The organism is Bremerella cremea, from assembly GCF_003335505.1.
GTDB classification, from domain to species: Bacteria; Planctomycetota; Planctomycetia; order Pirellulales; family Pirellulaceae; genus Bremerella; species Bremerella cremea_A.
In genome coordinates, this window is record NZ_QPEX01000045.1 from 182,148 (window position 1) to 195,897 (window position 13,750).

Annotated in this window: 12 protein-coding genes, 1 tRNA gene and 1 pseudogene; 10 read left to right on the forward strand and 4 right to left on the reverse strand. The window is 54.7% G+C overall.

What is annotated here, in order from left to right:
- The first annotated feature begins 30 nt into the window (after positions 1-30).
- From flhA to DTL42_RS21570, 5 genes are all read left to right on the forward strand, one after another.
- On the forward strand, positions 31-2,145 hold the full coding sequence (flhA, locus tag DTL42_RS21550; RefSeq protein WP_114372066.1) for a flagellar biosynthesis protein FlhA: 2,115 nt from the start codon (positions 31-33) through the stop codon (positions 2,143-2,145).
- 9 nt (positions 2,146-2,154) lie between these two features.
- Positions 2,155-3,309: a flagellar biosynthesis protein FlhF gene (gene flhF / locus DTL42_RS21555; RefSeq protein ID WP_114372068.1), complete on the forward strand. Its 1,155-nt coding sequence runs from the start codon at positions 2,155-2,157 to the stop codon at positions 3,307-3,309.
- Between the two features lie 39 nt (positions 3,310-3,348).
- Positions 3,349-4,218: a MinD/ParA family ATP-binding protein gene (locus DTL42_RS21560; protein ID WP_114372070.1), complete on the forward strand. Its 870-nt coding sequence runs from the start codon at positions 3,349-3,351 to the stop codon at positions 4,216-4,218.
- A gap of 220 nt (positions 4,219-4,438) precedes the next feature.
- Positions 4,439-4,675 carry a hypothetical protein gene (locus tag DTL42_RS21565; protein ID WP_114372072.1) on the forward strand — a complete coding sequence of 79 codons (237 nt, stop codon included), beginning with the start codon at positions 4,439-4,441 and terminating at the stop codon, positions 4,673-4,675.
- Positions 4,676-4,858: 183 nt separating this feature from the next.
- A complete protein-coding gene (locus DTL42_RS21570; RefSeq protein WP_114372074.1) occupies positions 4,859-5,647 on the forward strand; it encodes a FliA/WhiG family RNA polymerase sigma factor in 789 nt (262 codons plus the stop codon).
- Between the two features lie 82 nt (positions 5,648-5,729).
- Here the strand turns inward: DTL42_RS21570 and DTL42_RS21575 are convergent.
- The 3 genes and pseudogenes from DTL42_RS21575 to DTL42_RS21585 form a co-directional block, all read right to left on the reverse strand.
- Positions 5,730-6,032, reverse strand: a pseudogene (locus DTL42_RS21575) (four helix bundle protein); the annotation flags it as partial.
- A gap of 85 nt (positions 6,033-6,117) precedes the next feature.
- Positions 6,118-7,107 carry a succinylglutamate desuccinylase/aspartoacylase family protein gene (locus DTL42_RS21580; RefSeq protein WP_114372076.1) on the reverse strand — a complete coding sequence of 330 codons (990 nt, stop codon included), beginning with the start codon at positions 7,105-7,107 and terminating at the stop codon, positions 6,118-6,120.
- 134 nt (positions 7,108-7,241) lie between these two features.
- A complete protein-coding gene (locus tag DTL42_RS21585; RefSeq protein WP_114372078.1) occupies positions 7,242-8,345 on the reverse strand; it encodes a GGDEF domain-containing protein in 1,104 nt (367 codons plus the stop codon).
- A gap of 365 nt (positions 8,346-8,710) precedes the next feature.
- On the opposite strand from DTL42_RS21585, the gene DTL42_RS21590 reads away from it, so the two are divergent.
- Positions 8,711-9,961: a putative sugar nucleotidyl transferase gene (locus DTL42_RS21590; RefSeq protein WP_114372080.1), complete on the forward strand. Its 1,251-nt coding sequence runs from the start codon at positions 8,711-8,713 to the stop codon at positions 9,959-9,961.
- Between the two features lie 9 nt (positions 9,962-9,970).
- On the forward strand, positions 9,971-10,873 hold the full coding sequence (metF, locus tag DTL42_RS21595) for a methylenetetrahydrofolate reductase [NAD(P)H] (RefSeq protein WP_114372082.1): 903 nt from the start codon (positions 9,971-9,973) through the stop codon (positions 10,871-10,873).
- Positions 10,874-10,893: 20 nt separating this feature from the next.
- On the opposite strand, the gene DTL42_RS21600 is transcribed toward metF, so the two are convergent.
- Positions 10,894-12,033, reverse strand: coding sequence for a DUF6268 family outer membrane beta-barrel protein (locus DTL42_RS21600; RefSeq protein ID WP_114372084.1), 1,140 nt, complete (start codon positions 12,031-12,033; stop codon positions 10,894-10,896).
- Between the two features lie 409 nt (positions 12,034-12,442).
- Between DTL42_RS21600 and DTL42_RS21605 the strand changes: the two genes are divergently transcribed.
- The 3 genes from DTL42_RS21605 to DTL42_RS21615 all read left to right on the forward strand — a co-directional run bounded on the left by DTL42_RS21605 (position 12,443) and on the right by DTL42_RS21615 (position 13,719).
- Positions 12,443-12,526, forward strand: a tRNA-Leu gene (locus tag DTL42_RS21605).
- Between the two features lie 330 nt (positions 12,527-12,856).
- Positions 12,857-13,429, forward strand: a complete 573-nt coding sequence (locus tag DTL42_RS21610; RefSeq protein ID WP_199590195.1) for a ribonuclease domain-containing protein — start codon at positions 12,857-12,859, stop codon at positions 13,427-13,429.
- Positions 13,429-13,719: a barstar family protein gene (locus tag DTL42_RS21615; RefSeq protein WP_114372087.1), complete on the forward strand. Its 291-nt coding sequence runs from the start codon at positions 13,429-13,431 to the stop codon at positions 13,717-13,719. The genes DTL42_RS21610 and DTL42_RS21615 overlap by 1 nt, the downstream gene beginning before the upstream one ends.
- Positions 13,720-13,750: the final 31 nt, after the last annotated feature.

Below are 13,750 nucleotides of genomic sequence, written 5' to 3' on the forward strand. Positions count from 1 at the left end.
AGACAAAAACCCAAAAGAACGTAGAAAACCGTGAATTTCAGCGTTAGCAGACTTAAGGACCTGGTCCTTCCGATTGGTATCATCACCAGCGTTCTGGTGATTCTGATGCCGTTGCCGACTCCGCTGATGAACTTGCTGCTGACCGCCAACATCACGGCGGGCGTGATCATTTTGCTCACGACGATCTACGTGCAGACTCCCCTTGAGTTCAATATTTTCCCCTCGCTGCTGCTGGCCACCACTTTAGCTCGGCTAGTGCTGAACGTGGCGACTACACGTTTGATTCTCACCGGGGCGGCGACCGAAGGGATGGATGCCGCTGGGGGGGTGATTCAAAGCTTTGGCGAATTTGTCGCCGGCGATCGGGTAGAAGTCGGGATCATCATCTTTATTATCATCGTGCTCATCCAGTTCTTGGTGATCACCAAGGGTGCCACGCGTATCAGTGAAGTGGCGGCACGTTTTGCCTTAGACGGGATGCCAGGGCGCCAGATGGCAATCGATGCCGACCTGAACGCAGGCATCATCGATGAAGTCGAAGCCCAACAACGCCGAGCCGAAATCACCCAGCAAGCCGACTTTTTCGGGGCAATGGACGGTGCCAGTAAGTTCGTCCGGGGCGATGCGATTGCCGGTATTGTCATCACGTTGATCAATATCATTGGCGGCCTGGTCATCGGTGTCACGTCCGGCATGGATGTCATGGAAGCAGGCCAAGTCTATACCAAGCTGACCATCGGTGACGGTTTGGTTAGCCAAGTGCCGGCGTTTTTGATTTCGCTCGCCGCTGGTTTGCTGGTGACTCGTAGTACGGAAGCAACCAACCTTCCGGTTGAATTCATTCGTCAGCTCTTCTCGCGGCCTGAAGCCCTGGGTGTCGCCGGCTGTTTCCTTGGCCTGCTCATTTTTTCGGGCTTGCCCATGCTTCCATTACTACTCCTCGGCGCAGGCTGCGTTAGCATCGCCGTAATGACCAAGAAGGGGCAAACGGAAAAGCAAAACAAGACCGATGCGGCAGAGCATGAAAAGAAGGCCCAGGAAGAACAGGAAGCTGCCAAGAAGGACGACCGGATCGAGGACTACTTAACGGTCGATCCCATGGAAATGGAACTGGGGGTCGGGCTAGTCCGCTTAGCCGCGCCTGCTCGGGGTGGAGATTTGTTGCCGCGTATTACCGGCGTGCGACAAAACGTAGCCAGCGAAATTGGCGTCATCCTGCCCAAGGTCCGCATTCGCGACAACATGCGGCTCACCGAAAACCAATACCGGATCAAGATCAGCAACAACGTCGTCGCCGAAAATGTTGTCTACCCTGACGGCCTCTTAGCGATTGCCATGGCTGGCGCCAAAGGGGATTTACCTGGTCAGAAAACACGTGACCCGGCATTCAACCAGCCCGCTGTTTGGATTGAGCCTGGCTTACGGCCACAAGCCGAGATGATGGGGTACACCATTGTCGAACCGACCTCGGTCTTGGCAACGCACCTCCAACGCGTGGCCAAGAAGCACGCCGACGAACTCCTTACCCGCGACGCAACCAAGCATCTGCTGGACGAACTGAAAGAGACTTCTCCGGCTGTGGTCGACGAGTTGGTCCCTGGGGCCATGAAAGTTGGCGATGTTCAAGCGGTGCTGCAATTGCTACTGAAGGAAGAAGTTTCGATCCGCCAACTGGCGCGTATCTTGGAAACCCTCGGCGACAACATCGGCCGCACCAAAGATCCGGTTTGGCTAACCGAATTCGTACGCCACAAACTGGCTCGTTCGATCTGCACCAAGTATCGCGACGCCGAAAATCGTATCCACGTCGTTCCCATGGATCCGGCCATGCAAGATCGGATTGCTTCAGGCATCGACATGGAACGGGGCGCATTCGCTCGCATGAGCCCTCAAGCGATTGAAATGACCTGCAAGTCGATCGCTACCGGGGTCGAGAAACTGCGTGAAATTGGCAAACCGCCCATCGTGCTGGTCAACCCGCAAATTCGTCCCGCCGTCAAGCAACTGACCGGCAACTTTATTCCCGACCTGATCGTGCTTAGCCACAACGAAATCACCCGCGACACGATGATTGAATCGATGGGGCTCATCAGCGACGCGATGCCTGGCAATCCTCCTCCCGGCAAAGGGGCGCAGCCTCAGTAAGTGAAGCTTATGAACATTAAATCTTTTCGCGCCAAATCGATGCACGAAGCCTTGGAACTTGTTCGCCAGGAACTAGGGCCTGATGCCGCATTGCTCCACTCTCGAGAAGTTCCTCAGCGTGGCCTGAGAGGTTTCTTCGGTGGCAAAGAAATCGAACTGGCGGCAGCTCGCGATGCCAATCTCAAAAGTCGCTTCGAAATTGAAGAGCCTCTGGAAGAAGACGACGAAGAAGAGCCGGAAGCCTTTGAACCACCGACGCTAGAACAGAACATCGCCCCGCCAGAGGAAACGCCGACGGCCAGTGTTCCAACGCTCCCGTTTGATCAGGGGATCGATCTGGAAGCGATGTCGTTCAATCAAACATTCTTTGGCAACGGCCCTGCTTACCCGCCGGCTCTTTTGCGAATTCGCGAGCGTCTGGTGGAAGCCGAAGTGCCTGGCATTTTGGCCGATAGTTTGTGCGAGCGAGTTCTCAATGCTTATCCGGAAGAATCGCAGCAGCAAGAGGCTGCCTTAATCGATGCGGTTCGCCAAGAACTCATGCAATCCATTCCGATGGGCAGAGATATCGACGACACGCTGCTTTATCCCCGCGTTGTGGCTGCCATCGGCCCGACGGGTGTGGGCAAGACAACCACCATTGCCAAACTGGCGGCCCGGGCCAAGTTCGATTTCAAGCGTCGTGTTGGTTTAGTCACGGTCGATACCTATCGGATTGCGGCAGTCGATCAACTGCAGACTTACGCCGAAATCATGGACCTGCCGATGAAGATCGTCGCCACGCCGATGGAGGTTCGCAATGCTATCAATGAATTATCGGACTGCCAGCAAATCTTCATCGACACCGCAGGCCGTAGCCCGCGCGACGAAGTTCAGGTGCAACAGTTGCGATCTCTCATAAAAGCCGCTTCCCCTGATGAGACCTATTTGGTACTTTCCGCCCCCAGCAGTTCGCGAAGCCTGGCTGAGGCGGTGGAAAAGTTCACCAGTGTCGGGCCAACGAGTTGGGTACTTACCAAAATCGATGAGGTTGGATCGTTGGGTAACACGTTGAGTTTTCTACAAGATCCCCAGTTACCGCTGGCGTATGTGACCAATGGACAAGATGTCCCTCAGGCAATTGCCGCCGCCGATCCAGAAGATCTGGTAAGCCGTATCCTTTAACCCGCCCAACTCACCAAGCACCGCGTTTTCGTACAAACTATGTCGATTGAACCTTCTTTTCCCCGCGATCAAGCTACGCTCCTGCGAATGCTGGCCAAGCGTGCAATGATTGGCGGAACACCTGCCTTCGCGAAGGCCCAGACTTTTGTGCTGTTTGGTGGCAGCGCACAAGTCGGCACCACCACGCTTTGCCACAACCTGGCTTGTGCGATGGGCTTGGCTGGCCAGCGCGTAGCCGTGGTCGACTTGAATGCCACCAATCGCGGCTTGGCACATCTGACCGGAAGAACACCGCAAGTCACGATCGACGAACTCCTTTCCGGCAAACTCGATCTGCACGAATACCTCGTGCCGGGCTTAGCCGCTTCCCTTTTGTTGCCAACCGAGGCCAGCGAAAGAGCAGGGGAGTGGACCGCCGCCGCGGCAGATCGACTAATCGAACAACTCATGGGACTTGGCAGGCACGCTGATATCGTGCTGATCGATGCCGGCAGCCACATCACGCCAATTACCCTGGCTCTTTGGCGCATGGCTCAATTGTTTCTCGTGGCGTTACATCCGACCGCCGATGTCATCACGGCAGGTTACGAACGGATTCGCACGCTGCAAACCCAGACGCCTCGTTACCAAACACACGTTTTGATGAATCGTGCCTCGCATGCGGCGGGGCACACCGACTTGGTTGCCGGTATGAACGCGACCTCTCAGAAGTTTCTCCACCTGGAGATTAAGTCGTGCGGGCACGTAGAGGTCGCCTCCGAGGTCGGAGCCGCCTCGTATGCAGCCCAACCGTTTGTCCAGCGATACGCGGAACACGTGGCCAGCAAATCGATTCAACGAATCGCCGATCGTCTGGTTCGCGAAGCGTCAGCTCTTTCGCAGTTAATCCAACCGAAACGAGCTGCTTAAACCACCATGCTATCGCTGCAATCACTTCATAACTGGCAACAAGTTTTTCAAGCAAAACAAATGACATCCGCAAAATTACTTCAATTCTCGTTTTCAGAGCGTCGATTCAACGAGATAACGTCACGTGCGCACGTGACGGTCGAGGTTTGCGGATCGATAAAAATCAACCAGCCTGGGAACGATGGGACGCGACTACGCGGGAATTCTGGGAACAACAGCGATGACCACCGTGATTGCACGGGGACTGGTCATGTCTGGCGGTCTGGAATCAATCCTGCTTGTGGCAATTGGAGCCTTGTTCCTGTTTGCGGGACTGGGCTGGCTGATGGGAAATGCTGCCGCTCGAATTGTGGACGAATCGGTGCGGCAGCGCATCAACGCGGAGCTGGACAAGATGGAGCAAAGTGGCGACGCCACGGCCTCCTTCATGAACAGCTCCACGAAAACCGCGGCATAGGCCGACAAAGATATTCCTCCCCGGGAGTTTCCGAGTCCCTTACGCGTATTGGATAACCTGATCGATTCCCTTTCCGAAGATGGCACATTGCCAACAACGGGGAAGTGACCTGAAGGATTCAGGTCCGTCGATTTCATAAGAAAAGACGTGTTAGCCTAGCACAGGCGATTCACGGAGGAACGCATGGCAACGACGACCGCGACCAGGGATGACGTGTCTGAATTGTGGACGAGCTACAAGGAAGACCCGTCGCGGAAAGAATTAAGAAACCGACTCGTAGAACGCTATTTGCCGTTGGTTAAATACAACGGTGAACGGATTTGGGCTCGTCTTCCAGAAGGGGTCGAACTTGACGACCTCATCTCGGCAGGCGTCTTCGGCTTGATGGACGCAATCGATGCGTTCGACATGAGCCGAGGCGTGAAGTTCGAAACGTATTGCGTCCCACGTATTCGTGGGGCAATGCTGGACGAACTGCGAACCATGGACTGGGTACCACGTTTGGTCCGCTCGAAGGCCAGCAAATTGAACGAAGCAACCAAGCAATTGGAAGCCAAGTTCGGTCGCCAGCCCTCGCATGCCGAGCTAGCCCAGCACATGGAAATGCCCGTCAAAGAACTTGAGAAGATGGTCTCCGACGCAAATGCCGTCGGGCTGATCAGCTTGAACAAGAAATGGTACGAGACGGACAGCTATAAAGATGTCCGTGAGATCGACATTCTGGAAGACAAAAAGGGGGAAGACCCCACACGTCGCATTCAAAAGAACGATTTGATGCGACTGGTGACCAAGGGGCTCAATCGCAACGAGCGTCTGATCATCATCCTGTACTATTACGAAGAGCTGACGATGAAAGAAATCGGCGCTACGCTCGACCTGAGCGAAAGCCGAGTCAGCCAGATGCACAGCAGCATCGTCCAACGCCTGCAAACGCAGCTCGGACGCCGAAAACCTGAATTTGGAACCGTTTAACGCGGTTTCGAGTGACACCAACAAACCACACGGCGGCTTCTCTTCTGAGAAGCCGCCGTTTTTTTTGGTTCGTTTGAAGTGTTCAGTTTTCAGTAAGAGTACGCGACAGGCCAGTTAGTATTTTCGCGATCTCTTTCAGCTCCAGCACAAGTTCGCTGCGCTGCTCGTGGGAGAGTATTCCGATCCGGGAGGCGATGTAGCATTGGGTACGTAGTTCAGCGGCAGAGCCTCTTGCAATTCGCAGGAACCGTCCAAACTCTTTTCCACCACGTTCAGCTCCTTCGGCAATATTCGAGGCAATTGAGACCGCTGCTCGCTGCATTTGATCCTTCAATGCAAACTCTTTGCTCTCGCGAAGCAGTTCGTAAACACGAACGGCCAGCTTACAAGAGCGTTTTCAAACTTCGAGATCCTCAAACGACTGGTACACGCCCGTCTCTTCTCTTACTGAAAACTGAACACTGAAAACTTCAAACGAAGGCCCCGACGTGGAGGATTCCATCTCCTTGGTGCGCGATCGGATTATTCGAGTGCCCAATCACAATCCCATCAAACGGGGCCTTCAAAGTATATGGGTCATCGCCGAAGACATCCGCGATGAGGCCGATCTTCTGGCCGGCAGTGACCTTGTCCCCCAATTCAACCGAAAGCCGCACGATGCCGCTACGCCTCGCCCGGACCCAGGTCGATTCGCGAATGAGGGCTGGTTTTTTGTTGGGAATCTTAAATGGGGTTTTCAGCATGTTCAGATAAGTCAGCACACGCATCACGCCCGAGACACCCAACTTGATGGCATCCGGATTGAAACGCATCGGTTCGCCAGCTTCGTATAAGAGAACCTTAATTCCCTTGGCCTTGGCCGCAGCCCGTAGCGAGCCGTCGCGTACGTCGGAATGTACGACCACCGGACTATTGAATGCCAGAGCGCACTCGTACGTTTCGATGTCGTCCATGTCGCCACGAACCTGCGGCAAGTTGGTGCGGTAGTTGGCCCCGGTATGCAAATCGATTCCGTACTGACAACGCTGCACCACCTCGGTCATCATCAAGTGCGCCAGACGTGAAGCCAGCGAGCCAGACTTGGAACCTGGAAAACAGCGATTCAAATCGCGACGGTCTGGCAAGTAACGGCTTTGGTTGATCACACCAAAGCCGTTGACCATCGGAACGACAATCAACGTACCGAACAATCGGTTCGGCTTTAGCTTGTCGAGTACCAAACGTGCGATCTCGACACCATTGAGCTCATCCCCATGCACGGCTGCAGAAACCCAGACCGTAGGGCCTTCGAAAGGGCCGTGAATGACCTCAATCGGTAAGTTAATGTGTGTTCCTGTCGGCAGGCGAGCAACCGGGATCTCGAAACGTAATCGATTCCCAGGGGAAATCGATTGACCACCGATAACAAAAGTGCGACTAGGCCGGCTGGTTCGTGAGTTGGAATGGGGACCGGAATCCATCCTGCGTTATCCCTTCGGTTGGCTCGCAGCATTTTTCGATGTCTACGCAACAAATCTAATCATCAATCTGACCGCTTTTAAACGCGTTTCTAGGCATCCTCAGTTCGCCCCTGTTTGAGCTACCGACGCGGATATCAGCAAGCTCGCTGAGACATCCGAAACAAACGGTTCTTCAGTTCCGAGGCCGCAATTTCGATATCACTGACCGTTGCCGCAGAATTCACGTCTGAAGAGTCAGGCTTTTTTCTTTCTAATTGATCGCGGGGAACTTTCTTCAACGCGGTGACTTTTCCAGAGGCTAGATCCTCGATTGGAATAAGAGTGGTTCCATCGTTGATATAGCCGCAATTGCGTCCATTCGACTTGGCCGCGTACAACGCTTCGTCCGCTCCCTTTATCAAACCACTGCTTGACTCGGCATGCGTGACCGACATCAAGCCACAACTCGCGGTAACGTAGATCTCGCATTCGCCATAAATCACCGGTAATCGGCGAATGGCATCCAGCAACTTGCACGCGACCGCTGCGATGGCATCCCAATCTCCCTCGGGTAGCAAGACAGCCAATTCCTCGCCACCGATGCGAGCCAGATAATCGGTCTCGCGCATGACGGCCATTAAACGGCTGGCCACTTCCCTAAGAACGAGATCGCCAGCATCGTGACCGTACTTGTCGTTTACCTGCTTGAAATGGTCGATATCTAGTAACAACATGCAGTACGGCTGCTGTTTACGCTGCCAATGTGCCCAGCGACGCCCCTGTTCTTCATCGAATGCACGCCGATTGAATAAGCGCGTCAGGGCGTCGGTTCTCGCTTCCGAAAGCGAATCTTCCAGTTCTTGAGCTTGCGTTTTAAGTGTGGCCTCGGCCGATTCCAAGCGACGCTTTAAACGCTGATTAGCTGCTGCAATTTCTGCCACCAGTTGCACTGCTTTGGTCGATCGAGCTTCGTCGTCGACCGGTGCCGAATCCGAGGGAGAATCGAGCTTTTCACCTAATGTCTCTAACTGTTCAATCTGCTTCGTTAAATCGCCAGAGAAGAGGTGGGTAAACTGGATCATGCCAGCCAACTGCTCGCGATAGTTGGTGGCTGGCTCTTTATTCTCAGCCGCATTGATCTTAGCAAGCGTGAGGTAGGCCGCCCACATGCGTCCCAAAGTAATTCCTACCGCAATTCCAAGAAGCAGGGTAAGAATTCCAAACAAGTCCCCCAGGATAAAGGTTAGTAGCTCAGCCATGGTCTCTGTTCGTAATTCAAGTTGTATTGCAATGACCAAGCCCTTGCTGGCTAGCCGTTCCCCCTTTCGACTTACTCGTTTTGAGCAAGTTCGTTGACAAACATTAGGTTACAGGTTGAACAAAGCGAGGGGGCAACAGTAGTTCAGGGGGAATCCTTCCGTAAATTCTTCAGGTACAACCAGGGATGCGTATAGATTGTAAGCAAGGATTACTCAACTATTGGTCCGAATCCGTACGTTTTCCCCCGGTTGGGGCATCAAATGATATCGGGATTGCCGCAGCCGCCCCCTGATGTTCACGGCATTCGTTCCAATTGTTACAACCAATTCATGCCCAATCGATTGTTCCACTATTAGCTTACCGTATGAACTGCATTATTTTCGAGGATCGAACGGTCTCTAAGCTGTATCCGATCGTTTTAGGACGACCGGCATACGCTATTTTGTGTGGTAGTTATCGCCTGGCCGAGTTGGCACTTAGCCAGTTTGCTGCCTGTCGGGGGATTGTACGGCACCACCTTACTTCGCTCCAGCAACAATCGTTTCCTGAACTTCACGAAACCCAACTTGCCGCCGATCAGCCTACCTTGATCCTGAACGCAAGCCTGGTTCCCAGTGTTTCCAATCTGCGCCAAATCACCCAGTGGGCAGCCGAAACGCAGGCCGGGCTGATTCAGCACGAAGGTCGCTTGGTTGCCGCGTTGCTGCCCCCCGAAGCCCGTATACCGACGCACAAATCGAATTACGACGAGTTCCTTACCTTCGTCCAAAACTTGACGCAGTCCGGCGATTTACCGATTTGCACGCTGAAACTCAACCTGTTTGAATACTCGCACGATGTGGTTCACTTCAACGAGGCCATCATCAACGAGAACCTCGAAGCACGCCTGAAAACAGGGCGTTATCAGGAAGTTCGCGACGGGCTGTTTGTCGCTGGCGATGTTCGCTTGGGCGAGAACTTGGCCATTGATGCTACAAGTGGGCCAATCTTGCTTGAAGAAGGCACGTCGGTCGGACCTTTCTGCTTTCTACGTGGCCCTGCCTATCTGGGGAAAAACGTGAAAGTAATCGAGCATTCGGCCATTAAAGACGCCGTCTCGTTAGGGCATACCACAAAAATTGGCGGAGAAGTCGAAGCAACGGTCATCGAACCCTACTCGAACAAGCAGCACCACGGGTTCCTCGGACACAGCTACCTTGGCAGTTGGATTAACCTGGGCGCAGGGACATCCAACAGCGACTTGAAGAATACTTACGGCACCGTCAACATGGAGTATCCCACCGGTCGGGTCGCCACCAAGATGCAATTCGTCGGCTCGATTTTCGGGGACTACTCAAAGACCGCCATCAATACCGGTATATTTACGGGAAAGACAATCGGCGTCTGCAGTATGCTGTATGGGTTCGTCACCACCAACGTTCCCAGCTTCGTGAATTACGCCCGCCTGTTCGGTCAAGTGACCGAGTTGCCACCAGACGTGATGATCTCGACGCAGCAGCGCATGTTTGCTCGCCGAAATGTCCCCCAAACCGACTGCGATATCCAACTCATTCACAATATGTATCTTCTCACCCAGGAAGAACGTCATCTTACGGGTGAGCCCCTCGTTTTTTAGAACTGCCTCATGCTTTCCGATTTTTACCAACCAGGCCAATTGCCGGTTTCGTTTGAACTGTATCCTCCTAAAACCGAGAAGGGGATGCAGTCGTTAATGCTGCAAGTCGAGCAGCTCGTCAAGTTCAATCCGGCCTATATCACCTGCACTTACGGCGCCGGTGGTTCGACTCGCGGCCGTACGCTCGACATCGTCGAGTCGGTTAAAAAGAGCTTCTCGGTTCCGGTCGCTGCCCACCTGACCGTGGTCGGTTCGAGCGTCGACGATCTACGGTCGTTCCTCACCGAAGCCCAACAGCGCGGGGTCGACTACATTGTGGCCCTGCGTGGCGACCCGCCCCAAGGCGAGACCTCGTTCAAGCCCAACGCAGACGGGCTGCGATACGCCAACCAACTGGTCGAGCTGATCAACGCCGAGTTCAGCGACCTGGGCGTTTTGGTCGCTGGCTACCCTGAAACGCACCGCGAAGCCCTCAGCCCTGAGGCCGATCTCGACAACTTGAAACGAAAGGTCGATGCGGGAGCTCAGGTCATCGTTTCGCAACTCTTCTTCCGCAACGCCGACTTCTACGCGTGGCGCGAACGTTGTGACAAGGCGGGCATCACGGTGCCGATTGTGCCTGGCATTTTTCCGGTTCAAAGCCTGGCTCAGATCTCGAAGATCGCGAAGCTATGCGGCGCCAACATTCCTGCCGAGCTGTCCGAGAAGCTGAACGAAAAGCATGACGATACCGCTTGGCAGGCTCAAGTCGGCACCGAGTACGCTGCCCAGCAGGTCATCGATCTGGTCGATAATACGGTCCCTGGTTTTCACTTCTACGTCCTGAACCAGGCCGACGCGACCGGGCAGATCTTAACCCAGCTGAAAGACCACTTAGACGGCAAAACCAGCGGCGATCCGGTTAACGCCTAACCGTCGCTTTCGTAGCCGTCTTAAAAGCGAAGCTGAATCCGAGCTTCTACAAACTCGCCTGGCTGCACGTCCACGTTGTCGTGCAGCGAGGCCCCTTGGTTCGCTCCTTCGCCATACTTACGATCGAACGCGTAACCAGCACAAATATCAAACACGGCATTACGTCCTAAGTCGTACCGCAAACCTTTGACGATCCGCAGCTCGGTTGCATAAAACCGGTCTCTTTCAATTTCCCGATCGCTGAGAAAGTACGAATCGGAGATCGACTGGTACCCGCTGTACAGATGGATTCGCTCGGTAAAGTCGTGCGTAACCATCAAGCTTCCGTTGGTAAGGGGCAAGTACGAGAAACTGACCGTCCAATTCTCCCAGGCAAACGGATGCCAGGTAACCGACAACGGTAGCCCCACGCTCATCTGAAAACTATCGGACGGATTCCACTGATACGCGATCGCCGGGATCGGAAAATTCAGCGAGCCCGACGGAGAGTACATCACCCCCAACATCCACGCGTCCCGTTCGTTTCGCGCGGGCCGTCGCCAGAAGGTTCCGAGCGTGAAGTTCATTTCCTCCCAGCTATGAAACGGCTTATCGCTAGACGATCCCAAGCCCGTCAGCACGACCAAGGTCGAACCGTTGTCAAACTTGTGGATGTAATTCAAACCTAGATTCACCCGCCACAACTCGGCGGGAAAAGGACGCTGCGAGTCCGGCAGCACCGCGTCGGTGAAGAATAGCGAGTTCCCCACGTTCATGCTCATCAGCATGATTCCCTTATCTCCCCGCCACACCGGCAGGGCGGCCGAGGCATTTTGGCGGATCAGTTGAAAGTCGACATCTTGTCCTTTGACCAGCTTGGTCGGGTACCAGACCGATCCATAGCCCGGGCCGCCTTGCCCGCCGAATGGTCCGCCTCCTCCCATGCCGCCAAAGTCCTTGGGGGGTGGCTTGCGTTCGTTCAAGATCACTTCCGAGTCCATCAGCAGGACAGACTCGGTTTCCTCTGCTTGCGGCGCAAACGTCCACACAGGCGGCTCTTCTTCTAAAGCAGGCAGCCGCACCGGTTCGGTCTGGGAGGTCGTCTGCGCAGCAACCCAGCCAGGGCCAAACAGGCCCCCAGCCGACAAGATCGCCAGCAACCAAATTTGTGTTCTTATCATACCCCTGGCCAATCGCTCTCCCTCGTGTCTCTCCGCACCAATGGCCTCCCGTCCATTACTGCGTCCACAGAGGTCGCGTAACCCATGTTTTATCCCGCTCAAAAGCTGGGGAACAACTTAGGAGGCAAACGTATAGAGATTCCAGCGAATCGTGTCAACGTTTACCCCGTCAAGCCAGTCTCGCTAGCACCAACCTGCCCCCCAACCAGGCGAGAAGCATCGCCCGCCCACAAGCCGCTTCATAAGAGAAGGGAAAAAGGCCCCGGCGAATCTTCCCCAGGTCATTGCCCCCCAAGGCATTTCAGTTTAAAATCCGACCTTTCCACAGCAGCGGCAACCCTTAACATTGCCGCCGGATGCCCCGCAGGCCGCCCAAAACGGCCCTCAATAACGCGGACATCCCCAATGTGCCAGAGTGGCGGAATTGGCAGACGCGCTGGATTCAAAATCCAGTTCCCGCAAGGGAGTGGGGGTTCGATTCCCCCCTCTGGTACTTTTCTTCTAACACACCCGAACTTTCACTTCAAAACCGGGTGCCATGTTCACGTCTTCGTGAGCATGCCTCTTAAGGCCATCCTCTTCGCCTAAGGATATTGAATCGTGGCCGAGTGCAGGCATCCAAACTATCTGTAAATCCCAACCAGCTCGTCATGCTCACGCGGACGTGAGGCATGGCACCCGATGCCGGTAGCGATGTTGGGACCGCCGACCTGAAGTGACAATCCTCGGCAGACGTCTTGAGCCCCAACAGCCGGGATGGTTTGATAAGGTGCGTTGTTTGCCCTGTCGACCGGGGTGGTTTGTTTGTTCTGAAGGACGTTTGATGTCACGTTTACATTTGCGGCTGATCATGGTGGCAGTGATTATCGTCGTTTCGTTGATCAGCTCGATCTATCAAACCGAGCCGGACAATCGCCCGCAGGCGCCGACCAAGCCGATGGAAGTCACCATCGAGAATCCGGTGCATGAGATCCCTGGCGATGCCAAGCTCGACGGCGAAAAACCAGCCGCATCCTCTTCGAGCGAAACGGACGACCTGGCAGCGCTGAATCGTGGCGTGCTCGATAGTCCGGAAGAAGTGGCGGTTGTGCAGCACATTGTGCAACATGGCACACTTCCCGACTCGTTTATCACCAAGCGCGAGGCAGATAAGTTGGGCTGGAATGCCTCGCAAGGAAACTTGGGGAAAGTCGCCCCTGGCAAGAGTATCGGGGGAGATCGCTTCTACAACCGGGAAGGAGAGTTGCCCGAAGCCCCAGGCCGCAAATATTTCGAGGCCGACTTGGACTACCACGGAGGCCACCGCGGCGCAGAGCGGTTGGTTTATTCCAACGACGGGCTGATCTTTGTAACCCGCGACCATTACCGTTCGTTTCAACAGGTGAAAACCCACTAATGCCCAGCACTAACGAACGCCGCGTGGTGGTCCCGGCGAGCCTGACCTCGCTAGAAGCCATTTACACATTTCTGCAAGCGAACCTCGACTTCCCCAGCTACTTCGGGCACAACCTCGACGCCCTGTTCGACTGCGCGACCAGCGACATCACCGAGCCTGTTTGCCTGGCCTGGCCCCGGCACTGGGACTCTGGCAATCCTTATCTATGGTGGAAAGGATTGAAGGTGCTAGACACGCTAAAAGACGCCGCCGCAGAGAACGAGTGCTTGCGGATTGAACTGGTGGGCTGATTCCCTCAGCCGAAGCACCTTCGTGCAAGAA

What these genes read in the sequence shown, in the direction of transcription:
- metF (WP_114372082.1), top strand. Translation starts at nt 9,971, where the DNA reads ATGCTTTCCGATTTTTACCAACCAGGCCAATTGCCGGTTTCGTTTGAA.
- flhF (WP_114372068.1), top strand. Translation starts at nt 2,155, where the DNA reads ATGAACATTAAATCTTTTCGCGCCAAATCGATGCACGAAGCCTTGGAA.
- DTL42_RS21615 (WP_114372087.1), top strand. Translation starts at nt 13,429, where the DNA reads ATGCCCAGCACTAACGAACGCCGCGTGGTGGTCCCGGCGAGCCTGACC.
- DTL42_RS21580 (WP_114372076.1), bottom strand. Translation starts at nt 7,107, where the DNA reads ATGGATTCCGGTCCCCATTCCAACTCACGAACCAGCCGGCCTAGTCGC.
- DTL42_RS21585 (WP_114372078.1), bottom strand. Translation starts at nt 8,345, where the DNA reads ATGGCTGAGCTACTAACCTTTATCCTGGGGGACTTGTTTGGAATTCTT.
- DTL42_RS21600 (WP_114372084.1), bottom strand. Translation starts at nt 12,033, where the DNA reads ATGATAAGAACACAAATTTGGTTGCTGGCGATCTTGTCGGCTGGGGGC.
- DTL42_RS21610 (WP_199590195.1), top strand. Translation starts at nt 12,857, where the DNA reads ATGTCACGTTTACATTTGCGGCTGATCATGGTGGCAGTGATTATCGTC.
- DTL42_RS21590 (WP_114372080.1), top strand. Translation starts at nt 8,711, where the DNA reads ATGAACTGCATTATTTTCGAGGATCGAACGGTCTCTAAGCTGTATCCG.
- DTL42_RS21570 (WP_114372074.1), top strand. Translation starts at nt 4,859, where the DNA reads ATGGCAACGACGACCGCGACCAGGGATGACGTGTCTGAATTGTGGACG.
- DTL42_RS21560 (WP_114372070.1), top strand. Translation starts at nt 3,349, where the DNA reads ATGTCGATTGAACCTTCTTTTCCCCGCGATCAAGCTACGCTCCTGCGA.
- DTL42_RS21565 (WP_114372072.1), top strand. Translation starts at nt 4,439, where the DNA reads ATGACCACCGTGATTGCACGGGGACTGGTCATGTCTGGCGGTCTGGAA.